The organism is Dongia sp. (genome assembly GCF_041909655.1).
GTDB lineage: Bacteria > Pseudomonadota > Alphaproteobacteria > Dongiales > Dongiaceae > Dongia.
Window position 1 is genome coordinate 31,169 of record NZ_JAYRDA010000010.1, and the last position, 22,792, is coordinate 53,960.

The window sequence follows — 22,792 nt, forward strand, 5'->3', positions numbered from 1 at the left end:
AAGACATGATGTTCGATCTTTCCGGCAAGACCGCCCTCGTCACCGGTGCCTCGGGCGGCATCGGCGGTGCCATCGCCAAGGCGCTGCACGGCCAGGGTGCCGTGGTGACTCTCTCTGGTACCCGGCGCGAGGCGCTGGATACCCTCGCTGCCGAGCTGAAGGAGCGGGTCCATGTGGTGACGGCCGATCTCGGCGACGCCGCCTCGACCGAGGCGCTTGCCAAGGATGCGGAGGCGGCCATGGGCAAGCTCGACATCCTCATCAACAATGCCGGCCTCACGCGCGACAACATCGCCATGCGCATGAAGGACGAGGAATGGCAGAAGGTGATCGACGTCAATCTCACCGCCGGCTTCCGCTTGGCCCGTGCCGCCATGCGCGGCATGATGAAGCGCCGTTTCGGTCGCATCATCGGCATCACCTCGATCGTCGGCGTCACCGGCAATCCCGGTCAGGCCAATTACGCCGCGGCCAAGGCCGGCATGATCGGCATGTCGAAGGCATTGGCCGCCGAGCTTGCCTCGCGCAACATCACGGTGAATTGCGTGGCGCCCGGCTTCATCGCCACCGCCATGACCGAGGCTCTCAATGAAGAGCAGCATAGCCAATTGCTGCCCAGAATTCCGATGGGCCGCATGGGGACGAGTGACGACATCGCCGCCGCCGTCACTTATCTTGCCAGCGACGAGGCCGCCTACATGACCGGACAGACACTTCATGTGAATGGCGGTATGGCTATGATTTAATTGAATTTTATCGCACAAAAGCCGGGTCTGGCCGGGGCTACTGGCCAAATCCGGCTGAGTTGTGATAAGTGACCGCTGAAACCATCGTGGCGAGTCATCGGAATCGTTGCTGAACTGGGGTGGAACCCTGGGGTAAGCTCGCGGTTCGGATGCCAAAGTTCGGTTAGAAAAAGTGCAAGGAACAGCCGGCCATCTCCAGGCCGGCGCAAACAAGGGAAAATTGAGATGAGCGACGTTGCTGAGCGCGTGAAGAAGATCGTCATCGAGCACCTCGGCGTTGAAGAAGCCAAGGTCACGGAAGGTGCCAATTTCATCGACGATCTGGGCGCGGACAGCCTTGATACCGTCGAACTGGTCATGGCCTTCGAAGAAGAATTCGGTTGCGAAATTCCCGACGATGCCGCCGAGAAGATCCTGACCGTCAAAGACGCGATCGACTACATCAAGTCGAAATCGGCCTGAGACGGCGGACGATTGCCCGGCCAGTTGCCAGTGTACAATCGGCATTGTACAGGCGGCATCCCGGTCGAGGCGGTCCAGCGTTGAAGTTTTGCGGACGGGCCCCACATTCTGGGGCCCGTGCGATTTTTGGGCCGGCCGTGCGGAGCGTGTGTTTGCGTCCTGCCGGCCCGGTGAATTGATGGATAAAGAGTGAGCGAGGACATCATGCGTCGCGTGGTCGTCACCGGTATGGGCGTCGTGTCGCCTTTGGGTGTGGGTGTCGAGAATGTGTGGAAGCGGCTGACCAATGCCGAATCCGGCATCAGTGGCATTCAATCTTTCGACGTCTCGGATCTGCCGTGCAAGATCGGCGGCCAGGTGCCGCTGGGCGACAAGGCGGCCGGTCATTACAATCCCGATGAATACGTCTCCAGCAAAGATCAGAAGAAGATGGAGCCGTTCATCATCATGGGCATCGGTGCTGCCACCGAAGCGGTGGAAGACAGCGGCTGGGCGCCTACCGAGCAGGAAGATCTCGATCGTACCGGCGTGCTCATCGGTTCGGGCATCGGCGGCCTCAACGGCATCTACGACACGGCTCTCATCCTCAAGGAAAAGGGGCCGCGCCGCGTCAGCCCGTTCTTCGTGCCGTCCTGCCTCATCAATCTCGTCTCGGGCCATGTCTCGATCAAATACGGCTTCCGCGGCCCCAATCATTCCGTGGTGACCGCCTGTGCCACCGGCAGCCATGCCATCGGCGACGCCGCGCGCATGATCATGCTGGATGACGCCGACGTGATGATCGCCGGCGGTGCCGAGGCCACGATCGGCCGTATCGGCTATGCCGGCTTCTGCGCCGCGCGCGCGATGTCGACCAGTTTCAACGACAGCCCGACCGAGGCCTCGCGCCCGTGGGACAAGGACCGCGACGGCTTCGTCATGGGCGAAGGTGCGGGCATGGTGGTGCTGGAGGAATACGAGCACGCCAAGAAGCGCGGCGCCAAGATTTATGCCGAGGTGATCGGCTATGGCCTGTCGGGCGATGCCTATCACATCACGGCGCCCTCGGAAGACGGCAATGGCGGTTTCCGTGCCATGGTTGCCGCGCTGAAGCGCGCGAAGCTCAATGTCGAGGATATCGACTACATCAACGCCCATGGTACCTCGACGCCGCTCGGCGACGAGATCGAGCTCAATGCGGTGAAGCGCCTGTTTGGGCCACATGCCTACAAGCTCACCATGTCCTCGACCAAATCGGCGACCGGGCATCTCCTCGGGGCGGCCGGCGCGGTGGAGGCGATCTTCTCGATCCTCTCGATCCGCGATCAGGTGGCGCCGCCCACACTCAACCTCACCAACCCGTCGGAAGGTTGCGATATCGACCTTGCGCCCAAGCAGGCGAAGCCACGCAAGATCCGCAACGCCTTGTCGAATTCCTTCGGCTTTGGCGGCACCAATGCGAGCGTGATCTTCACGGCGCCGAATTGAGGGTGACGGCCTAGGCCGCTCGCATCATGCCGCTGTCGCGATCCCTCGCCAAACTGGCCGGTGGCTTGCTGCTGCTGGCCTTGCTGGCGATCGGCGGTTCCTCAATCTGGTTCTGGAACGCTTTCAACGGCAATGGCCCGCTGGCGGAAGAGAAAACCGTCGTTGTGCCGAAGGGGAGCGGTGTCGCCACCATCGCCGCGTTGCTGGCGGAAGAAGGGGTCATCCGCTCGCCTCTGGTCTTCAAGATCGGTGTTCAATTGTTCGGCAAGGAACAGCCGCTGCAGGCGGGTGAGTTCCGCTTTCCCGCCGCCGCGTCTCCGCGCGGTGCCATGCAGGTGCTGATCGAGGGGAAATCGGTCCTTCACCGCATCACCATCGCCGAAGGCCTCACCGTGCGCGAGATCTTTGGCGTGCTGCAGGGAACGCCTTTGCTGGAAGGCCCGCTGCCGCCGCTACCCCCCGAAGGCAGCCTGCTGCCCGAGACCTATTTCTTCGTGCGCGGCGATGCGCGCGGGGCCATTGTCGAGCGCATGCAGATCAACATGCGCGCACAATTGGCCGATTTGTGGGAGAAGCGGGATACCAAGCTGACGACGCTGGAGAGCCCGGAAGAAGCGGTGATCCTGGCCTCGATCGTCGAGAAGGAGACCGGTGTCAAAGCCGAGCGCGCGCGGGTGGCGGCGGTGTTCCATAACCGCCTGAAGATCGGCATGCCGCTGCAATCGGATCCCACCGCGATCTACGGCATCACCCTGGGCAGGCAAGATCTCGGCCGCAATCTCACCTATGCCGATCTCAAGGCCGTCAACGATTACAACACCTATGTGATCCCTGGTCTGCCGCCCGCACCCATCGCCAATCCCGGCATCGAGGCGCTGCATGCGGTTTTGAACCCGATCACCAGCAAGGAACTCTATTTCGTGGCGGATGGCACGGGTGGGCATGCTTTTGCCGAGACCCTGGACCAGCACAACAAGAACGTCGCCAAATGGCGCAAGCTGCAGAAGCAAAGTCAGGGACAGTGAAACCTGTAAGAGTACGACGAGGCGTGAGATGAAACTGGAACAACCCGCGAATCGGATCGAGCCCCTCACCAATGTGGGCCGCCAATGCGCGTTCTATTTGGGGCTCGTCGCCTTGCTGGCGGGCGGTGTCGCCTTCATAGCACCACTTAACCGCACGCCCGCGGAGGCGCAGGACGACAGCCTGCATCCGCTCAGCGGCGATTTCACCATGCTGGCGCCTTTGGATGCCGAGAGCGACGTTGCGCCGAAGACCATCGCCACCTTTTACGTGACGGGGATCCCGGCCAAGGAAATGTGGGATGCCTTTCCGATGGAGCCGGTCGAGGATGAATGCGTCGGCCGCTTCTCGAAGTTCGGTAACGGCATGGTCTGCTATGGCGACAATGGTGATGGCAGCCCCGCGGAGCCGCCCTATGAATGCACCTTCGGTATCGACATGACCCGGCAGAGCCTGACGCTGGCGCAGGATTGCTGATTGGATTGCCTGCCAAGTCCTTGATTCAATGGAATGTGATTGAACGTTCGTTCAGTATAGTGATGTTAATAAACTGAAATCATTTACTTAATCGTCATCATACGGCAAGATTTCCCCATCTAGATTGAGCGTCAGGCGTCTTTCAGGGGGAACACGATGCGGAATCTGTCACGCGGCCGTTTGTCGGTAGTCTTCGGTATTGCTCTGTCCGCGCTCAGCGCGCTGCCGGGCTCCGCAGGTGCTGCCGAGCCGCTGAAGATCATGACCTTCAACATCTGGCTGGGCGGCGACCAGGTCAATTTCGAAAAGACAATCGAAGCGATCAAGGCCTCAGGCGCCGATATCGTCGCTTTGCAGGAAGCGGAGGGGCGCAGCGCAGAAATCGCCGACCGTCTCGGCTGGTCGCAGGTTGCGGGCCACCGCAATATCATCGCGAAGTTTCCGCTCTTCGCCCCACCCACGGGCGATGCCGGCGACGGCAACGATCTCAATTATCTCTATGCCGAGATCCAGCCCGGCAAGTTCGTGACCATCGCCAATATCCATCTGCCGTCCTCGCCCTATGGTCCTTACGATCTGCGCGACGGCAAAGCGGCGGAAGAGGTTCTGGCGACGGAAGCGGAGACGCAGCTCGTCGCCTTGCAGCCTTATATCGAGCCGTTGAAGAAGGCGGCCGATGGCGGCACGCCGGCGATCATCCTCGGCGATTTCAACACGCCCTCCTGGCTCGATTGGACGGAAGCGACGATCGGGCGACAGGATTACATCAAGAATGCGATGCCCTGGCCCGCCACCAAGGCGCTGGCCGATGCCGGTTTCACCGATAGCTACCGCGCCATTCACACGGACCCCAAATCGAAGCCCGGCATCACCTGGTCCTATGGCTATCCTTACCCACATCTCGATGCCAATGAGGCGCTCGACCGTATCGACATGATTCATGTGGTGGGGCCGGTGACGGTCAAGAATGCCGAAATCCTGGGCGATCCCGCGATGCCGGATACCGATATCGCGATCCGTCCCTGGCCGTCGGATCACCGCGCCCTGGTGGCGACGCTCGAAGTCGAGCCCGGCCCGGCACCCGCCATGGTCTCGCCGCTCAAAAAAATATTCACCATCGGCGAGGCGATCGACGTGCGATTCCATGCGGCGACCGAGGATGGCCGCCTCGAGGATGCGCGCGTGGTGATCTTCGCGGGCGACGGCGATCCGGCAGCACCGCTGGTCTCGCTGCCCGGCAATGACGGCACCGATCGCAGCAATCTTGCGAGCTTCGGCAGCAACGGCCTGGCGCCCGGCGCCTATATGGCGGCCCTGATCGACGCCGAGGGCAAGGAATTGGCCCGCGCGCCATTCTGGCTGAAGGAAGCGGGGCAATTGCCGGGTGTGGCCACCGACAAGGCCGAATATGCCAGCGGCGAGGTGGTCAACGTCACCTGGGTGAATGGCCCGGGCAACCGCTTCGACTGGATCGGCATTTTTGCCAAGGATGATCCGGCCGACGATAATTATCCCCACTTCTTCTATACCGGCGGTGGCGTGCCCAGCGGCACGCTGACCCTCGACGAGGCGATGCTGGGGGCGAAGTTGGAGCCGGGCGATTACGACGTGCGCCTGATGCGCGACGACGCCTATATGCGCTTGGCCGGGGCCAGCTTCACGGTGAAGTAAGCGGCAGAGTGAGGGTCACGCGGAGGCCACCGCCAGCGCGGTCGCCCAATGTGATGCTGCCGCGATGCCGGCGCAGGATGTCGGCGACGATGGCCAGACCGAGGCCGGAGCCGGGCTGGTCGAGATTGCGCGCCCGGTCGCCGCGATAGAAGGCTTCCAGCACCAATTCGCGCTCTTCCTCCGGGATGCCCGGGCCGTGATCCAGCACGGCCACCGAGACCTCGTTCTCTGTTTGCGTGATCTCGATTTCCGCATCGCCGCCATAGCGGAGGGCATTGGCGACGACATTGCCCAGGGCCCGGCGGAAGGCCAAAGGTTGCAGGCCGATTGTCAACGCGTCGGGTGCTGCGGTGAGCGATGCCGCAGCACCGGTACTGGCGAAACCCTCGATCACCTGCCGGGTGAGCGCCACAAGATCGGTCGGCTGTAACGCCTCGCTTTCCTGTTCCAGACGCGCCATCAGCAATGTATCGGCGATGAGGGCATCCATATCGGCGATGTCGCGGTCGGCAGCATTGCGCTGGAGGGGATCACTGATGAAATCGGCCCGCAGGCGCAAACGCGTGAGATAAGTGCCAAGATCGTGGCTGATGGCAGCGATCATGCGGGTACGCCCCAGCATGAGATCGCGGATGCGCGCCTGCATGCGGGCGATCGCTTCGGACAATTGCCGCACCTCGCGCGGACCGGAGCTTGCCGCTGGCGCGTGGTTGAGATCGCCGCCGATGCTCTCGACATAGCGGGCGAGGGCTTCCAGCGGGCGCAACTGCCGCCGCAAAGCCCAGAGACCGGCGGCGCTGATGATCAATGTCGCCAGCAGCACCAGAAGCGCGAGCCGCAATCCGGTGAAGCGCGTGATGGCGGCGGATTCGGTTTCGACCATCAGGAAGCGACCGTCGCGCAGCGTGACGATCAGGCGCAAGGGCAGCGGCGATGCGCCACCCGAGGCCACATGGGCAAGATCCGCGGTTGCCGGGGTGTCGTCGCTGGCCACCATCAGGGTAACCGGCCGGCCGCTCATCTCCGAGATGTAACGCGCGACCAGGCCGCGCAAGGGCGGGTTGATCAGACGGTCATCAGCGGGTGGGGGCACATCAAGGATCTCGACCCGCAGGGTGTCGGAATTGATGGCCTGTAGAAGCAGTGCCAGATCATCTGGCGTCGCCGGTTCGACCAGGGTCACCAAGGCCGCGATCTGATGCGGCAGAGGCAGGCGGAAGCCGTGTTTTTCGCTGCCTTCGCGCCAGATCAGCGCCAGCATGGTGGTGAGGATGATGAGAGCGATGACAAGGCTGGCGATGAGGGTGATGCGGAAACCGATGCGCATGGGTTCAGACCCGCTCTACCGGCACCGCCAGCATGTAACCCGCATTGCGGACGGTCTTGATAAGGACCGGCTGGGTGGGTTCGCTTTCGATCTTGCGCCGCAGGCGCGAGAGGGCGACATCGATCGAGCGGTCGAAAGCCTCCCAGGAGCGGCCTTTGATGAGGTCCATCAATTGATCGCGAGAGAGCACGCGCTGCGGATGCCGCACCAAAGCGGCGAGGATGTCGTAATCGCCGGTCGAGAGTTCGATCTCGGCGCCATCCCTAAACAATCGATGGGCGTCGATATCGAAGATGAAATCGGCGAAACGCAATTTCTCGCCCAGGTCGGATGGGGATTTGGGGGCCGGGGCCGTGCGCCTGAGGACGGCACGGATGCGCGCCACCAATTCGCGGGGGTTGAAGGGTTTTCCCAGATAATCGTCGGCGCCGAGTTCGAGGCCGATGATGCGGTCGATATCGTCCTTCTTGGCCGTGAGCATCAGGATGGGAAGGTTGCCGCGCGCCCGCAGCCGGCGGCAGATCGACAGCCCGTCCTCGCCGGGCAGCATCAAATCTAGGACGATGAGGTCGGCGGCGCGGGTGGCAAGGGCGCGGTCCATCTCGGCGCCGGAGCGGGACAGTTCGGCCGCAAAACCTTCACGGTTCAACAATCCCTCGATCAGCGTGCCGATTTCGCGGTCGTCTTCGACAATGAGGATGCGTTGTTTCTCGCCCATGACGCCTTTGTGCCCGAGCGGCGGGCTCGGCTCAAGCGCCGTTACATCCCGTTACACATGGTAACCGGCCGGAAATCCCCGTGTTTCCGGGCCATGCCAGATTGTCTCCAGCGGCCGGGATGCACCGGTTGCCTGAAAAACGGAAGGAAGACATTCGCCATGAGCCTTGTTGCCCGATCGCTGCTGGCCGCCGCCGGTGTCCTGATGTTCACCCCGGTCGCCTTTGCCCAGGATCTTCAGAATTTGCGCCGGGCCGATAGCGACGGCGATGGCGCCATATCGGTGGCGGAGGCCGAAAGTGCCATGAAATCCGAGTTCTCCCGCCTCGACAAGAATGGCGACGGCAGCATTTCGGAGGCCGAGTTCATCGACGCACGTCTCGCCAATCTGGCGCAGCTCGACAGCAATGGCGACCAGAAGATCACCCGCGACGAGATCCGCGCCCATGTGAAATCCCTGCGGCCCTGATGGGAGATGACAAGATGTGGAGCAAAGAGATGCTGAAAATCGGCGCCTTGGCTTTGGTGCTGGGCCTGTCCCTGGGATCGATGGCGGAAGCCAAGAGCCGGCAGGTCAACGGCAGCGTGATCCTGCCCAATGGCGGCACGGTCACCAAGGAAGGGGATGTGCAGGGGAATGGCGACGGGAGCTGGTCGCGGAACAAGACGGTGACCGGTCCCAATGGCGAGACGGTGACCAAATCGGTCGAGGGCTCCTGTGTCGCCGGATCTGGCTGCAGCAAATCGGTAACCGGCTTCAATGGCGAGACCCGGCACGTGACGTCGACGGGGAGCGTCGAGAGCGACGGCAGTGGAAACGGCAGCTGGTCGCGCAGCAAGACCGTGACCGGCGCCGATGGCGCGACGGCGACGAAATCGGTGAGCGGTTCCTGTTCCGGCGGCGAAAGCTGCAACAGCACCGCGACGGCGACCGGACCCAATGGCAAGACGGTGACGAGACAGCGCTGGATCACGGTCGAATAACCAGGAACGGAACCGGGCAAGACCCGGTGGCGGCAGGCGCCGGGCGGCATTTCCCCCTCATCCCCATGCCGATCAGGCCCTGCCGCCCGTTCTCCCTGCAAGCGACGGGCGAGAGAAGGACAATGCAATGATCACCGATCTGGCCGTGGATGGGCCGCAGCGCAGCCCGGCCTGGCTGGCCTTCATCGCAACGCTGATCGTCGCCGAATATTTGTGGCACCGCCTGCGCGCCGAGGATGGTTACGACCTCAAGGAAAGCGCCGCGACGCTTGGCATCATGGCGGGGCAGATTGCGTTGCGGGGATGGGTTGGCGCGATTTTGGCGCCTCTCTTCCTGCTTGCCCATGAATGGCGCCTGTTCGATTTGACCCTCGACGGTCCTTTGGCCTGGGCCGCCCTCGCGGTGCTGGTGGATTTTATCTATTACTGGTTCCATCGCTGCAGCCACCAGATACATCTGATGTGGGCGACGCATGCGGTGCATCATTCCTCGACCCGCTTCAACCTCACGGCGGCCTATCGCCTGGGCTGGACCGGCCTCCTGTCCGGTGGCTGGCTGTTTATCCTGGCTTTGGTCTGGCTGGGCTTTCCGCCGGTCGCGGTCGCCACAATCTTTGCCGCCAATCTCAGTTACCAGCTTTTCCTGCACACAAATGTCGTGGGCAAGCTGGGGCCGCTGGAAGGGGTCTTCAACACCCCAAGCCATCACCGGGTGCATCACGCCACCAACGAATCCTGCCTGGACCGGAATTTCGGCGGCATCCTGATCATCTGGGACCGGCTGTTCGGGACCTTCGCTGCGGCGCCGGCAGACGAGAAATTGAGATTCGGCGTGATCGGGGATCGGCCCAGCTACAACCCGTTCCGGATCGCCTTTGCCGGCTGGGTGGGATTGGCACTCGGGGTGGCAGTCGCGCGAGGATGGCGGGGCCGGCTGGCCGCCGTTTTCGGCCGCCCGTAACCCCTAGGCGATGATGTCCCTAGGCGATGATATCCGGGAGCAATTTGCTCTCGAGCCGGATGATTTGGTCCTTGAGGGAGAGCTTGCGCTTCTTCAGGCGCTGGATCTGGATCTGGTTGAAGGGCGAGGCTTCCGCCATGGCGCGGATCGCCTCGTCGAGGTCGCGGTGTTCCGAGCGTAATTCTTCCAGCTGCACGCGCAGCTCATTCACGCCGATCATCACGTTATGACCATCTCCCTGGCTGACGATGTCGCCGGCTGGCGCTACCGATTTTTGGCCCGGATTCTGTGCCGGTATCGCTGACTTGGCGATACTACTCCAATCCCGCCGCCCCGTCACGGCCCTGGAAGGGGCGTTTTCCGTGACCGCGCCAGCGAATCGGCTGCCGCGCCATGCTTTTTCCGGGCCTTGCGCCCTTTGCGGCCAAGGGGATAGAGATCAGGGGTGAAAGCGAAGGACAGGGCCCCATGACTGAGCATTTCGACCTGGTGATCCGCAACGGCGCGGTGGCGACCCCCAACGGGATCGAGTCGCTGGATATCGGCATTGCCGAGCGGCGGATTGTCGCCCTGGGAAAGATCGCCGCCGGGCGGGCGGAACAGGAATTCGATGCCACGGGATTGACTGTGCTGCCTGGCGTCATCGACACCCAGGTGCATTTCCGCGAGCCTGGCCTGGAGCACAAGGAAGATCTTGCCAGCGGCACGGCCGGGGCGGCTTTGGGCGGTGTCACCGCGATCTTCGAAATGCCGAACACCACCCCCAATACCCTGGACAAGGCAGCGCTCGACGACAAGCTGACCCGCGCCAAGGGCCGGGCCTGGGTCGATCATGCCTTTTTCATGGGTGCCTCGGATGCCAATGCCGGGAAGCTCGGCGAATTGGAGATGCTGCCGGGCTGCGCCGGCGTGAAGATCTTCATGGGCTCCTCCACGGGGAGCCTGCTGGTGGCCGATGACGAAACCCTGGAAGAGGTGCTGCGCCACGGGCATCGGCGTGTCGCGATCCATGCCGAGGACGAGATGCGGTTGCGCGAACGCCTCGCCCTGGTGAAGGATGGGGCGGATCCGGACCAGCATCCGGTCTGGCGCGATGTCGAGACGGCGGTGCGCGCCACCAGGCGTGTGCTGAAGATCGCGCGCAAGGCGGGGCGGCGCATCCATGTGCTGCATGTCTCGACCGCCGACGAGATGGCGATCCTCGCCGAGCACAAGGATATCGCGACGGTCGAGGTTTTGACCCATCACCTCACATTGGCGGCCCCCGATTGCTACAAGCGCCTTGGCACCTTTGCGCAGATGAATCCGCCGGTGCGCGATCAGCATCATCAGGACGGAATCTGGGCGGCGTTGCGCAGCGGCGTGGTCGATTGCATCGGCTCGGACCATGCGCCGCATACGAAGGAAGAGAAGGCGCGACCCTATCCACAATCGCCTTCCGGCATGCCCGGTGTACAAACCCTGCTGCCGGTCATGCTGGATCACATGGCGAAGGGGCGCTTGACGCTGCAGCGGCTCATCGACCTCACCAGCGCGGGTCCGGCGCGGATCTACAACATCCGCGGCAAGGGGCGCATCGCCTTGGGCTATGACGCCGACTTCTCGGTGGTCGATCTCAAGGCGAAGAAGACCATCACCAATGAATGGATGGCGACCAAGGCGGGCTGGACCCCCTATCACGGCATGGAAATCACCGGCTGGCCTATGGCGACCATCATCCGCGGCAGCATCGTCATGCGCGACGGGGAATTGCTGGGGCGCCCCGACGGCGCGCCGGTGCGGTTCCAGGAAACCATCCAGCCGCAAGACTGATCCCTCTTTAAAAAATCATCCGGGAGCGTTGCATGTTCAAGGCATTGGTGCTGAGCGAGAAGGACGGCAAGGTCACATCGGCGATCGAGGATCTGCCCGACGACAAGCTGCCCGAGGGCGACGTGCTGGTGCGCGTGCATAATTCGACGCTCAATTACAAGGACGGGCTGGTGCTGAACGGGCTCGGCCGGCTGGTGAAGACCTACCCGCATGTGGGTGGCGTCGATTTTGCGGGCACGGTGCTGGAGAGCAGCCACAAGGATTGGAAGGCCGGCGACCAAGTGATCCTGACCGGCTGGCGCGTGGGCGAGATCCATTGGGGCGGCTATGCCGAGAAGGCGCGGGTAAAGGGCGAGTGGCTGGTGCCGCTGCCGCAGGGCCTCTCGACCGAGCGCGCCATGGCGATCGGCACGGCCGGCCTCACGGCGATGCTCTGCGTGATGGCGCTCGAAGAACACGGCCTCCGCCCCGATCAGGGCGATGTGCTGGTGACGGGGGCCGCGGGTGGTGTCGGCAGTGTCGCCACCGCAATCCTCGCCTCGCTCGGCTACCGTGTGGTCGCCTCGACGGGACGCGCTGACACGCATGATTATCTGAAAGGCCTGGGTGCCGCCGAGATCATCGACCGCGCCACCATCGCGACACCCAGCGGCAAGCCGCTGGAAAGCGAGCGCTGGGCGGCGGCGGTAGACAGCGTGGGCGGGGCGACCCTGGCCGCGATCCTGCCGCAGATGAAGTACAAAGGGGTGGTCGCGGCCTGTGGCTTGGCGGGCGGCACCAAACTGGAGACCAGCGTCATCCCCTTCATCATCCGCGGCGTCTCGCTGCTCGGTGTCGATTCCGTTTCCTGCCCCATCTTCCGCCGCAAGATCGCCTGGGCGCGCCTCACCAAAGACCTGCCCATGGCAAAGCTCGACGGCATGATCGAACGCGCGACCCTTGAAGACCTGCCGCGTTTGGGGAAGGCAATCCTCGATGGCCAGGTCAAAGGCCGCGTGGTGGTGGATCTGGGAGTGTGATGAGCGCCGTGTCTACGGCGCGTGGAGGCCAGCGCTGATCTTGCCTTTGTGGCCGCATTCTTCGATGAACCCCAGAGCCTCGGATACGGCGGGAAGGTTTGGGAAGACGAAGACCGCCTCGTAGCCTGGATTCTGACGGAGTGCCTCGGCGATGCGTGCCATCATCCGTTGCGTGCAACGCCGCCCACTCTCGGTCCATAACGGCAGGCGACTCGCAGCCACGATCAGATCGACCGCGCTGCCATGCTCATTGGATTCCGCTCGATCGAACTTGATAAAGTTGAGGCCATCCGAATTCGGGTTGGTATATCGCAATGCGGGGCTGGCTATCTCAGTCATCGCTTTTTTCCTCTTGGGCAAAAGAACGTTGATGCGCTGAGCTAGCTCGTCGGGAGTTTCGAGTCCGGGCGATCAGGTTGATGATGCTGCGCTGCAATGTCGCTATGGAATCTTATGGCTGCCTGGAGCGAGGTCTTGCCGAAATCAATACTTTGGTCATGCCTTATAAACGCTTTCATAACACGCGTTCATAACGCTCGATGTCACGGTCCACTTCTTCTTCGATTTCGGGATACCGCGCATAAACTAGGTCGATCATTTCGGATTTTATGTTGGCCGCCGAACGTGCGATGGCTAAGGCGAGAGCGCGGTATTCTTCTTCGCTGCAATGTTCCTTAAGTAAGGGTACTAGCGAAGTAATTTTATCCACGGCTCGAAAAGATTGCACAACAACATGCTTCGCTAGTGCCTTTTCCATATGACTTCATCCCATGAGGCTTCGCTCACAATCTGCTAGGCATTTATAGAAGTCATATTGGTTTTTGTCACTCCCAGCGGAGGTGCGTGGTCTCTCCAGAATTCGATAGCATCGTTCAATACACTCGGTCGGCACTCCAGCGGCGGTAATCCATGTCAGTTCTTCGGAACCCAACGTGCGCCCTATAACTTCCAGTGCAGACCCAGCAATCTCATTTTCTGGAGATGAGGTTCTCTCATTGTTATTCGCGGGCTTGGGCGGTGGTGCGCGGCGGGCGGCGACGTATTCGTCTTCGCCCGGGATCTTTCCGGCGGCGGCGATCTGGTCGATGGTTTTGCCGGCGACGTGTTGGGCGCGGTGGCTGCGCGCGCTGGGGTCTTCGAGTGTGCGGGCGTTCTGGAAATAGTACTGGCCATCGGGGCCCTGATACATCGGGCGCGTGGCGCCGCCGATGCCGGCGAGGATCGCATCGCGGGTCTGGTCGTCGATCTTGTCGCCGAGATGCCAGGTCTTTTCGTTGACGGCTTGCTGATAGGCGCTGCGCTGCCAGGCTTCCTCGGCTTCCGGTGTGGCGAAGGTGAATTGGCCGTCCACCCAACGTCCGGCTGCCGGTTCCTGCTGATCTGCCTGGGGGCGTAACGGCGGCCGGTGCTGCGGACCGTAGGAGGTAGATGCCATCGAATTCTCTCTCCAAAAGGTTATGTATTATGCATAACACATAAACCGCCTTTTGTAAAGAACAAAATAGGAACTACTGATCTGAAAGAGGCTAAAGAGAGAAAGGGGCCGCTAGACTTCTCTCTATCCTGCGTATTTTGAATGCGTTTTCGGGAAACGCTCCCGATCAGACGCGCGAGCCTTGAGGCTCTTGAGATGGGCGCAGTGCTTCTTCCACCAGATGATGACACCCGTGACCGCGAGCAGGGCGACGGCGATTCCGGAGAGCGAGACGATGATGCGGCCGGGGAGGCCGGCGATGCGGCCGGAATGGAGCGGGAATTGCACCTGGAGGAAGATGTCGCCGGCCGTGCCGGCCCAGGGGGTGAGACTGCCGATCGGGCGGCCGTCGAGACCGTCGTAATAGAGCATGGCCGGGCCGACGCCGCCGGTCGTGCCGTGCTCGTCGCCGGGATGGAACATGTAGACCGAATAGGTGCCGTAATGCGGCGCGTAATAGATCGCCCCAGGCGGCTCATCCCAGCCGCGCGCCAGACCATCCGCGCGCGCCTTCTCGATGATCTCCGGATAGGTGAGCTTCGGATAGATCGGCTGGTTGAAGGGCACGGCCACACGCGTGTCGAAGGGTGTGGGCGTGAAGCTGGAGAAGAGCGAGACGAGAGGCTTTGCCACCTCGGTATCGAGATTGAGCGAAGCCGAGCTCACGGCAAGGGTAAAGAGGAAAGCCCAGAACCAGAGGCCGAAGGCGCGGTGGAGATCGAAATTGATGCGGTAGGAACTGCCCTGCCATTTGACGAGCCAGGCCGGTTTCCAGCGCGCCCACCAGCCGCGCGCCAGCGCGCGGCCGACCGAGAGAGCGCGGGTGGGATCGGGCCGCCGCCGCACCGGCAAGGTGAGATAGAAGCCGACGAAGCAATCCAGCGTCCAGAGACAGGCGATGCCGCCCATCAGCCACATGCCCCAGGGATCGGGGAGGTGCAGGTTGTAATGGAGCTTGTAGATGAAGGGCATCAGATTGGCGCGGGTGAATTCCACCGCACCCCAGAGCCGGCGACCCAGGATCTCGCCGGTCACCGGGTCCATGAAGACCTGGTTGTAATCGACCGCATAGGATTCGCCGGTTTCCGGGTCGACCTTGGGGAAGATGTAGACCTCGTAGGCGTGGTCTACCTCGACATTGAGATAGACGAAGGTGGACCAGACGCGATGATCCGCGGCCTCGGCAAGGGCGGCGAGTTCGAGGGCCGATTTTACCGGCCCCTCGCTCGTCGCTTCGAAGAGATCCGGGTTGAGCCAGCCATCCAGTTCGTGATCCCAGGAGACGATCGCCCCCGTGATCCCGGACATGAAGAGGAAGGCCGCGATGGAGAGGCCGACCCAGCGATGGAGATGGATGAAGAGGGCGCGTGGCGAAGACAAGCGGCGATGCCCTGAGGGTTAGAAGTTGAAGGAGGTCGAGACCAGGAAAGTGCGCGGGGCGCCCAGAGCGAGATAGCCGCCGCCGGCCGAGGACCAATATTCCTCGCCCAGCACGTTCTCGACATTGGCGCGGATCGTGATCGGCGTGCCATGCGTCTCGAAGGCGTAGCGGGCGCCCAGATCCCAGCGCACCCAATCGGGGAGTTCCTGGGTATTGGCGGCGTCGTAATATTGCTCGCCGGTATAGATGACACGGGTGGAGATGGTGAGGCCGGGGATTTGGGCCACGTCCACCTCGCCACCGATATTCATCTGCACTTTGGGCACGCCGACACCGCGATTGCCGTCATTGTTGCCGTTAAGGGTGCCGGAGAGATCGCTGTCGATGAGGGTGATACCGCCCAGGACCCGATAGCCCTCGACCGGTTCGCCCGACATCATGAGTTCGATGCCGCGATGGCGCTGCTCGCCATCCACCACGAAGGTGTTGGAGGCATCGACGAAGCCGTTGGTCGGCCGGTTGATCTCGAAGAAGGCGAGGCTTGCCATGAAGGTGTCGAGATCGACCTTCACGCCGAATTCGATCTGGTCGGTGCGGTAGGGCGAAAAGGCCTGACCGGCATTGCTGGTGGTGGCGCCCGCCGTTTCGCCCGGAGCGAGCCCCTCCATGTAATTGGCGAAGAGCGAGACTTCATCGATCGGGCGGATGACCAGGCCGATCGAGGGCGTCAAGGCATCTTCGTCGTATGAGCTGGTGTGCGCGCCGGTCGAGAAGCTGTAGGCATCGACCACGACCTGCTGCAGGCGGCCGCCGAGCGTCAATTGCACGCGTTCGTCCCAGACGCTGATCGTGTCGGCAATGGCGATGCTGTTGAGCTCGGTTTCGTTCGACTTGCCGATCGGATTGTCGCTGAAATCCGGTTCGCCGACATGGATGGGATCGTAGATATTGCTGCCATTGACGCTGGCAAAGCCGAAGCCGAAGCCTTCCTCGAAGCGCAAGGTGGTGGCCTGCACCGTCGCCACATGCTTCATGCCGAGAAACTCGGCCTGGCCGCGCAGACCGACCTGTGCCGAGATGGTATCGCGATAAAACGGGAAATTGGTCGCCGAGCCGGTGAAATCGCCGTCTTCGTTGTTGATGGTGACGCCGCGACCGATCGAGACCTGATCCGTGGTACTGCCGCCGAAGGCCGCGAAGACGGTGAGATCATCAATGATGTCGTATTCACCGCGCACCACACCGAAGAGATCCTCGGTCTCGTTATAGGTCCATTTTTCCTGATGGTTCTTGTCGGCATCGGGGGCATCCGGCACGTCGATGCCGCTGGCGAGATTGATGAAGGAATAGGCGCGGTCGAATTCCTGGCGCTGATAGCCGACATCCAGTGAGAGGCGCAGATCCTCGCCGCGGTAATCGGCGCCGAGGAAGGCGAGGCCCATCAACTGGTCCTGATCGTCCGATGACAACTCGCCGTCGCGGAAGGCGCCGTTGAAGCGGACGCCGAATTCCTTGTCGTCGCCGAAGCGGCGGCCGACATCCACCTGGGTTCCGAATTGGGTGTTCGAGGCATAGGTCGCCGTGAGCTCGGTCAGCGGGTCGTCATCGGCATGCTTGGGCGAGAGGTTGAGACCGCCGCCGATCGTGCCACCCGGCGAGACGCCGTTGAGAAGTGCCGAGGGGCCTTTGAAGATTTCGATGCGCTCGGCCAGTTCCGGCGAGATGATCTGGCGCGGCAACAGGCCGTACATGCCGTTCAAGGCGATGTCGTCGTTGTAAACTGGGAAGCCGCGGATCATGTATTGATCGGTATAGCCGGCGCGGGACGAGATCACGCGCACGGAAGGGTCGTTGTCGACCACGTCGGAAAGACTGCGGGCCTGCTGGTTCTTGACCACCTCGTCGGTATAGGCGGTGACGCTGAAAGGCGTGTCCATGATGTCGCGATTGCCGAGCATGCCAAGCTGGCCGCCGGTTGCGACCTGGCCGCCGGCATAGGCTTCGGGCACATTGCCGATGACGCCCAATTCGTTGGTGGCCGTATCGGTGACGGTGAGCGGATCGAGCATGCCGACATCCTCGGTGGGCACGCCCGAGACGACCAACGTGGCGCGGCCGGCATTCACTTCGCCGATATCGATACCGGTGCCAGCGAGAAGCTTTGCCAAAGCGGTATCGGGTGCCATCGCCCCGGTGACGCCGGGGCTCGCCCTGCCGGCCAGCAAGGTGGGATCGATATCGATGACCCAGCCCGATTGCTGGCGGAAGGCGGCGATGGCGCCGGCCAGAGGCTGCGGGGCGATCTCGAAATTCCGGGCTTCGGCCTGGGCTGCCTGGGGATCGGTAGCGGCCGTTGTTTCGGCCGCGGCCGGCGCGGAGAGAGCGAGGAGGGTGGCCAGCGCCGTTCCCGTTACCAGCGTTAGGCGGCGAAGATGGGCGAAGCGGCGGCCCTGCGGCCGGGCGGCCAGAAATACGGTCATGTGCGGTGTCATCCCTCGAGAAGCGACGATTTCAGATGCGAACAATTATTCTGATAATGAGAATAAGTCGCAGTCGCGGGGACAATATGCAGAACCGGCGACGGGTGCAACGCACAATTTGAGATTTTTATCTCGTCACCGCCGGCGGCTGGCAGATATCAAGCGGCCATGGCGGCCGGAGGGCGAGAACAGCTGTTCGCCAGCAAGGCCAGGCGCGGTGCCCCGGAAACAGGCAGGCCGGTAACAGCAAAACTGGCGAGATCGGCACGATCGGGGCCGAGAAGGGTGATCGTGATCTGGTCGCCGGCGCGCAGCAATTCCGCGGCCCCGGCAAAATAACCGGACATGATCTGTTCGAGTGAATCCCGGGTTCGGTAATGCCAGTGGGTGAAGCCATTGGCATAAGCCAGCACGCTGAGATCCTGGGCGTTGAAACTCATCGATCGCCTCCTGTCCGCGGGGTGTACGGAACATATAGGGAACCAGCGTAAAGATGTCAACGCAAAAATAATAATATCGGGACCCGTTTCCAGGCAAGCCGGCTAAAGCTTGCGGTCGGGCAGGGTTCCGCGCGGCGTGTTTTCAGCCGGCTTCGCCGGCGCCGGTGATGCGGTAGATCCGCTTCACCTCATCCGCCTTGAGCACGATGTCGCGGGCCGGATTGAATTGGTGGAGGACGACCTCCTGGTCGGTGCGGCGCACGAATTGTTTGATCAGGCCCTGGCCGTCGGCGAGTTCCACTGCGACGAAGCAATGCTTGGTCACCGGCCGGTTGGGATTGACGTAGAGGAGCTCGCCCGCGAAATAGCGCGGCTCCATGGAATCGCCGTCGACATAGAGCGCAAAACCGTTGAAGGCGCCCTTGAGATTGGCTGGCCGCTCGACGAATTCCTTGGCCTCGCCATCATTGAAATAGAACCCCTCACTGCCGCCCTTGACGGCACCGAGAACGGGCAGATCGCGTTGGCTTTGGCCCAGATTGGTGTTGCTGGGACGAGTCGGCACGGGTTCGCGGCGATGGGTGACGCCCTGGCCCTGCTCAATACCCGCCAATTGCAGCACCGCGCCCGGCTCGGTGCCGTGCTGGCTGAAAAGCTGATCCAGTTCGCGGGCCAGTTCGAAGGGCAGGAAGCGGCGCTTGTAGCGGTCTTCGTAATGCTGGTAGCGGGTGAGGCTCCAGCCCAGCGCCTCGGAGACCGACCGCATGGTGAGGCCGGCCTGTTCGCGCAATTCCTTCAGGCGTCGGGCGGCTTCGGAAATTTCAGTCATGCGGAACACTCCTTATCTCGCCGCGCGTCCGTTGGCTGGACGCGGTGTTGTTCGGGCCGATGGGCGGCTCGTCTGGCGGCGACCTGACAGATATAGCCGCAGAATACGTTTTTAAAGCTTGACAGCGTAACAAAAATTTGCGTATAATCGCCTAATGATATAACGCGCAATGCCGCAAGGGAGGCGAATTATGGAACAAAAAGGCAACAAAAGAAAGGCGCGTTGGCGGCCGCGTGCGGTGAAATGCCTGGCCTGCGGCCAGGATTTCATCGCCGAGACTCCGTTCCTGCGGGTCTGTCCGCTCTGTAAGGAAAGCGAGGAATGGCAGAGCGGCGATTGCGACATCGCTCTTCACCCGATCGCCGCCAATGACAATGACGCATTCTGACGAGGAGGATTCCATGGGTGAGATCGTCGATTTTCCGCCAAGCCCAAATCTGCGCCCCGAGCAGGCGGTCGGTACCTGCCAGAAGACTCGCTGGAGCCAGTTCTTAGGGATCGGCATTACCGAAGAGGGCGAGTTCGAAGTGGTCAACAGCGACATGACCGCCGAGCGCGCGCTGTGGCTGGTGAAATGGGCCGAGCGCTGGGCGATGGGGCTCGATGAAGTGGAGAGCGAATGATGCGGGCCTTTGCCGCGGTGAAACGTGGCCGCCCGAAAGGCGCCGCCGCCAACGACAACCAGAAGCTGGATCCGGGCACGGCGGAACTGCAGATGAAGCGGGCGCAGTTGGCACGCGGTCTTGACCCCGTGGCCAGCGCGCATCCGCTGGATCTGCTGCTGGCAAAGGGCTGGCTGACGACCGCCGAACAACGCGCCGGCTTCCGCTACGCCGCTCTCTATCGCCGTGTCATCGGACGGACCGATGTAAGCTATGGGCGCTTCTATGACGGTCTTGCCGGAACAAGCGGGCGCTCGGTTACCGCTGCAATGGATGAGGAGGACCTGGCTGTGGTCGAAGTACGTTTCCAGCGGGCGAAACGGGATCTGCTTCGCGCCGGGCTCAAGGTGGTGCTGGTCACCGAGCGGGTGAGCGTCTTCGGCATCTGGCCAGGCTGGATCTTCGACGCGGCGGGACAAGAGGATGGCGATTGCCATCGCCTGCGTGCCGGGTTGGCGGCGCTCAATGACAGCTTCGCGGCGCACGCATGACGGTGAAGGATGCGCGGAAGAGCCTGGAGCGACTCGCGCAGCAGCAATCCCGGGCGGCCATCGCCGCGCTGGCCGCAGTGATGGCGGATGAGAGCGCGCCGCCGGCAGCCCGCATCACCGCGGCGAACACGCTGCTGCAATGGGGCTTCGGTAAGCCGAATGCGGGGCAGAAAGAAGATGCGCCGGCGGAGAAGAGCGAGCAGATCGTGCGGCTCTGCTGGGGAAATGAATAAGCCTCAAAAAAAGAGCTTGACAAAATAGGAATAATTTGCTAATCTTTAAATATAGAATGCGATATTGCGCCCCGCGGCCCAGGTACTGGATCGCGGGGTTTTCTTTTAGGAGAACCGGGATCAATGCAGCAGACGCCTCTGCCGAGACCGACCAAAAAACGGTCGGTGCGGCAGGTGCATCTCTATGCGCCGCGACCGGCGCAGGCTGAGCTCCATGGCAAGCTGAAGCGCTTCAACGTGCTGGTGGCGCATCGGCGTTTCGGCAAGACGGTCTTCTGCATCAATGAACTCATTGCCCGCGCCGCTGCCAGCAAGGCGCGCGAACCGCGCTATGGTTATGTGGCGCCCCTGCTGACACAGGCCAAGGACATCGCCTGGACCTATCTGAAGCGCTTCACGGCACCCATTCCGAAAATCACCGTGAGCGAGACCGAATTGTGGGTCGAATTGCCGAACGGCGCGCGCATCAGGCTCTATGGTGCAGATAATCCGGACCGGCTGCGCGGGCTCTATTTCGACGGCGTGGTGCTGGACGAATATGCGCAGATGAGTCCGCATGTCTGGCCGGAGATCGTGCGGCCGATGCTGGCCGACCGCGCTGGCTGGGCGCTTTTCATCGGCACGCCGATGGGGCGCAATCATTTCCATGCGCTCTATGACCGGGCGACACGCGACGACGATTGGCTGGCGGCGCGCTTTCCGGCGAGCAGCACAAGAATCCTGCCGGAGGTGGAGTTGGCGGCAGCGCAGCGCGCCATGTCACCGGAGCAATTCGCGCAGGAATTCGAATGCAGCTTCTCCGCCGGCGTGCCGGGTGCCTATTACGCCACTTTGCTCGATGTCGCGGAACGAGATGGGCGCCTCTCCCGCGTGCCCTGGGAGCCGCGGCTTCCCGTCATCACGGCCTGGGATCTGGGCATCGGCGATGCGACGGCAATCTGGTTCGCGCAATTGGTCGGCAGCGAGATCCGCATCATCGACTATTTCGAGGCGAGTGGCGTGGCCCTGGGCCATTACGTGAAGCATCTGGATTCGCTGCCCTATGTCTATGGCGAGCATCTGCTGCCCCATGACGTCGCGGTCCGCGAACTCGGTACCGGGACCACACGGTTGGAGACGCTGCGGCAATTGGGAGTCCGGGCGAAGGTGTTGAAAGCATCCGCCCTGGAGGATGGAATCGAGGCGGTGCGAGCTCTCCTGCCGCGCTGCTGGTTCGACGCGGAGAAATGCGCACGGGGGCTCGACGCGCTGCGGCTCTATCGACGTGGATTTGACGCCAAGCAAAACACTTTCTCGACACGACCCTTGCACGACTGGACCAGCCATGCGGCGGATGCCCTCCGCTATCTGGCAGCGGGACTGCCACCTTTGCCGAAGCCCTGGATCGAGCGACCGCAACCGGTCGAATACGACCCGATGAAATGGTGAGAGATGTCGGACAGTTTTTGGCGGCCACTCAACGCGGCCGATCTGTTGGCCGTGGCGAGAGACATGCGGGCCAGCGACCGGGACGAGATCTTCGCCACGCGTTTCGATAACGACATAGCGAGCCTGATCGCCGATCTGCTGGCGAGCGATCCGCTGGGCGCCATCATCCCGGCCGCAGACGGCCAGGCGGTGGCGGCGATCGGCGCCAGCGAAATGTGGCCGGGCCATTGGGCCGTGTGGATGTTTGCGACCGAGCGTTGGCCGGAAGTGTCCCGGAAAACGACGCGCTTTGCGCGGCAAATTCTGCGGCCAGCCCTGCGTTCACTGGGTGCACGACGCGCGGAATGCCGTTCTGCATGGGCGCACAAGGTGGCACACCGCTGGCTTGTACATCTCGGTGCGGAGGTGGAAGCGATCCATCCAGCCTATGGCCGGGATGGCGAGACGTTCATCGGTTTCGTTTTTTATGGAGACAAGGACATGTGTGGATTACCGCAACGGCCAAGACCCAATACCCGGATATCGCGCCCGCAAACAGCGACGCCCGCGGCAGCACCAGAACCCGTGGCGACGGATGCAGCCGATCTCGAATTGCGGCGCCTGCGCGCCCTCACTGGCCGGCGCTCGACCATTCTGACGCCGGAGCCCGGCAAGCTCGGCAGTGCGCCCACCAGCGCCAATCAATTGCTCGGTTCATAATATCGCATG

General features: G+C 62.4%; 27 protein-coding genes. 17 read left to right on the plus strand and 10 right to left on the minus strand.

What is annotated here, in order from left to right; all coding sequences use genetic code 11:
• Nucleotides 1–8: 8 nt before the first annotated feature.
• From fabG to ACE3PR_RS17915, 6 genes are all read left to right on the plus strand, one after another.
• The gene (gene fabG / locus ACE3PR_RS17890) at nucleotides 9–746 is read left to right on the plus strand and encodes a 3-oxoacyl-[acyl-carrier-protein] reductase (protein WP_374374920.1); all 738 of its coding nucleotides are present in this window, start codon (nucleotides 9–11) and stop codon (nucleotides 744–746) included.
• A 225-nt stretch (nucleotides 747–971) separates the two neighbouring features.
• On the plus strand, nucleotides 972–1,208 hold the full coding sequence (locus ACE3PR_RS17895; protein WP_133613758.1) for an acyl carrier protein: 237 nt from the start codon (nucleotides 972–974) through the stop codon (nucleotides 1,206–1,208).
• Between the two features lie 204 nt (nucleotides 1,209–1,412).
• Entirely contained in the window at nucleotides 1,413–2,675 is a 1,263-nt protein-coding gene (fabF, locus tag ACE3PR_RS17900; protein ID WP_374374922.1) for a beta-ketoacyl-ACP synthase II, read from the plus strand.
• A gap of 26 nt (nucleotides 2,676–2,701) precedes the next feature.
• Nucleotides 2,702–3,700, plus strand: a complete 999-nt coding sequence (mltG, locus tag ACE3PR_RS17905; protein WP_374374761.1) for an endolytic transglycosylase MltG — start codon at nucleotides 2,702–2,704, stop codon at nucleotides 3,698–3,700.
• A 28-nt stretch (nucleotides 3,701–3,728) separates the two neighbouring features.
• Nucleotides 3,729–4,175, plus strand: coding sequence for a hypothetical protein (locus tag ACE3PR_RS17910; protein ID WP_374374762.1), 447 nt, complete (start codon nucleotides 3,729–3,731; stop codon nucleotides 4,173–4,175).
• 156 nt (nucleotides 4,176–4,331) lie between these two features.
• The gene (locus ACE3PR_RS17915) at nucleotides 4,332–5,846 is read left to right on the plus strand and encodes an endonuclease/exonuclease/phosphatase family protein (protein WP_374374763.1); all 1,515 of its coding nucleotides are present in this window, start codon (nucleotides 4,332–4,334) and stop codon (nucleotides 5,844–5,846) included.
• On the opposite strand, the gene ACE3PR_RS17920 is transcribed toward ACE3PR_RS17915, so the two are convergent.
• Complete coding sequence (locus ACE3PR_RS17920; protein ID WP_374374766.1) at nucleotides 5,833–7,173, minus strand: ATP-binding protein; 1,341 nt, start codon at nucleotides 7,171–7,173, stop codon at nucleotides 5,833–5,835. The two genes, ACE3PR_RS17915 and ACE3PR_RS17920, sit on opposite strands and share 14 nt — an antisense overlap.
• Nucleotides 7,174–7,177: 4 nt before the next feature.
• Nucleotides 7,178–7,891, minus strand: coding sequence for a response regulator (locus tag ACE3PR_RS17925; protein ID WP_374374767.1), 714 nt, complete (start codon nucleotides 7,889–7,891; stop codon nucleotides 7,178–7,180).
• Between the two features lie 159 nt (nucleotides 7,892–8,050).
• Here ACE3PR_RS17925 and ACE3PR_RS17930 point away from each other — a divergent pair, with 159 nt between their 5' ends.
• The 3 genes from ACE3PR_RS17930 (at nucleotide 8,051) to ACE3PR_RS17940 (ending at nucleotide 9,835) form a co-directional block, all read left to right on the plus strand.
• The gene (locus tag ACE3PR_RS17930; protein ID WP_374374769.1) at nucleotides 8,051–8,359 is read left to right on the plus strand and encodes a hypothetical protein; all 309 of its coding nucleotides are present in this window, start codon (nucleotides 8,051–8,053) and stop codon (nucleotides 8,357–8,359) included.
• A 14-nt stretch (nucleotides 8,360–8,373) separates the two neighbouring features.
• Complete coding sequence (locus tag ACE3PR_RS17935; protein ID WP_374374770.1) at nucleotides 8,374–8,874, plus strand: hypothetical protein; 501 nt, start codon at nucleotides 8,374–8,376, stop codon at nucleotides 8,872–8,874.
• 127 nt (nucleotides 8,875–9,001) lie between these two features.
• Nucleotides 9,002–9,835: a sterol desaturase family protein gene (locus tag ACE3PR_RS17940; protein ID WP_374374773.1), complete on the plus strand. Its 834-nt coding sequence runs from the start codon at nucleotides 9,002–9,004 to the stop codon at nucleotides 9,833–9,835.
• A gap of 19 nt (nucleotides 9,836–9,854) precedes the next feature.
• Here the strand turns inward: ACE3PR_RS17940 and ACE3PR_RS17945 are convergent, their stop codons facing one another.
• Entirely contained in the window at nucleotides 9,855–10,055 is a 201-nt protein-coding gene (locus ACE3PR_RS17945; RefSeq protein WP_374374774.1) for a YdcH family protein, read from the minus strand.
• A gap of 248 nt (nucleotides 10,056–10,303) precedes the next feature.
• On the opposite strand from ACE3PR_RS17945, the gene ACE3PR_RS17950 reads away from it, so the two are divergent.
• Both ACE3PR_RS17950 and ACE3PR_RS17955 read left to right on the plus strand, forming a co-directional pair.
• The gene (locus tag ACE3PR_RS17950; RefSeq protein ID WP_374374776.1) at nucleotides 10,304–11,647 is read left to right on the plus strand and encodes a dihydroorotase; all 1,344 of its coding nucleotides are present in this window, start codon (nucleotides 10,304–10,306) and stop codon (nucleotides 11,645–11,647) included.
• Nucleotides 11,648–11,679: 32 nt separating this feature from the next.
• Entirely contained in the window at nucleotides 11,680–12,666 is a 987-nt protein-coding gene (locus tag ACE3PR_RS17955; protein WP_374374778.1) for an MDR family oxidoreductase, read from the plus strand.
• A gap of 12 nt (nucleotides 12,667–12,678) precedes the next feature.
• On the opposite strand, the gene ACE3PR_RS17960 is transcribed toward ACE3PR_RS17955, so the two are convergent.
• The 7 genes from ACE3PR_RS17960 to ACE3PR_RS17990 form a co-directional block, all read right to left on the minus strand.
• Nucleotides 12,679–13,005: a hypothetical protein gene (locus tag ACE3PR_RS17960; protein WP_374374781.1), complete on the minus strand. Its 327-nt coding sequence runs from the start codon at nucleotides 13,003–13,005 to the stop codon at nucleotides 12,679–12,681.
• 175 nt (nucleotides 13,006–13,180) lie between these two features.
• Nucleotides 13,181–13,423 carry a hypothetical protein gene (locus tag ACE3PR_RS17965; RefSeq protein ID WP_374374783.1) on the minus strand — a complete coding sequence of 81 codons (243 nt, stop codon included), beginning with the start codon at nucleotides 13,421–13,423 and terminating at the stop codon, nucleotides 13,181–13,183.
• 6 nt (nucleotides 13,424–13,429) lie between these two features.
• Nucleotides 13,430–14,101, minus strand: coding sequence for a hypothetical protein (locus tag ACE3PR_RS17970; protein ID WP_374374786.1), 672 nt, complete (start codon nucleotides 14,099–14,101; stop codon nucleotides 13,430–13,432).
• 123 nt (nucleotides 14,102–14,224) lie between these two features.
• Entirely contained in the window at nucleotides 14,225–15,520 is a 1,296-nt protein-coding gene (locus ACE3PR_RS17975; protein ID WP_374374788.1) for a PepSY-associated TM helix domain-containing protein, read from the minus strand.
• Between the two features lie 18 nt (nucleotides 15,521–15,538).
• Nucleotides 15,539–18,001 (minus strand): TonB-dependent siderophore receptor, encoded by a 2,463-nt coding sequence (locus ACE3PR_RS17980; RefSeq protein WP_374374791.1) that lies wholly within the window; start codon nucleotides 17,999–18,001, stop codon nucleotides 15,539–15,541.
• Between the two features lie 158 nt (nucleotides 18,002–18,159).
• On the minus strand, nucleotides 18,160–18,441 hold the full coding sequence (locus ACE3PR_RS17985; protein WP_374374793.1) for a hypothetical protein: 282 nt from the start codon (nucleotides 18,439–18,441) through the stop codon (nucleotides 18,160–18,162).
• Between the two features lie 142 nt (nucleotides 18,442–18,583).
• Nucleotides 18,584–19,270, minus strand: a complete 687-nt coding sequence (locus tag ACE3PR_RS17990; RefSeq protein WP_374374796.1) for a helix-turn-helix transcriptional regulator — start codon at nucleotides 19,268–19,270, stop codon at nucleotides 18,584–18,586.
• 190 nt (nucleotides 19,271–19,460) lie between these two features.
• Here ACE3PR_RS17990 and ACE3PR_RS17995 point away from each other — a divergent pair, with 190 nt between their 5' ends.
• The 6 genes from ACE3PR_RS17995 (at nucleotide 19,461) to ACE3PR_RS18020 (ending at nucleotide 22,783) form a co-directional block, all read left to right on the plus strand.
• The gene (locus ACE3PR_RS17995) at nucleotides 19,461–19,658 is read left to right on the plus strand and encodes a hypothetical protein (protein ID WP_374374798.1); all 198 of its coding nucleotides are present in this window, start codon (nucleotides 19,461–19,463) and stop codon (nucleotides 19,656–19,658) included.
• A gap of 13 nt (nucleotides 19,659–19,671) precedes the next feature.
• A complete protein-coding gene (locus ACE3PR_RS18000) occupies nucleotides 19,672–19,893 on the plus strand; it encodes a hypothetical protein (protein ID WP_374374801.1) in 222 nt (73 codons plus the stop codon).
• Nucleotides 19,890–20,423: a hypothetical protein gene (locus ACE3PR_RS18005; protein WP_374374804.1), complete on the plus strand. Its 534-nt coding sequence runs from the start codon at nucleotides 19,890–19,892 to the stop codon at nucleotides 20,421–20,423. The genes ACE3PR_RS18000 and ACE3PR_RS18005 overlap by 4 nt, the downstream gene beginning before the upstream one ends.
• Entirely contained in the window at nucleotides 20,420–20,656 is a 237-nt protein-coding gene (locus ACE3PR_RS18010) for a hypothetical protein (protein ID WP_374374806.1), read from the plus strand. Before ACE3PR_RS18005 ends, ACE3PR_RS18010 begins: the two co-directional genes overlap by 4 nt.
• Before the next feature lie 123 nt (nucleotides 20,657–20,779).
• Nucleotides 20,780–22,084 carry a terminase large subunit domain-containing protein gene (locus ACE3PR_RS18015; RefSeq protein WP_374374809.1) on the plus strand — a complete coding sequence of 435 codons (1,305 nt, stop codon included), beginning with the start codon at nucleotides 20,780–20,782 and terminating at the stop codon, nucleotides 22,082–22,084.
• 3 nt (nucleotides 22,085–22,087) lie between these two features.
• Nucleotides 22,088–22,783, plus strand: a complete 696-nt coding sequence (locus ACE3PR_RS18020; RefSeq protein ID WP_374374813.1) for a hypothetical protein — start codon at nucleotides 22,088–22,090, stop codon at nucleotides 22,781–22,783.
• The last annotated feature ends 9 nt before the right edge of the window (nucleotides 22,784–22,792 follow it).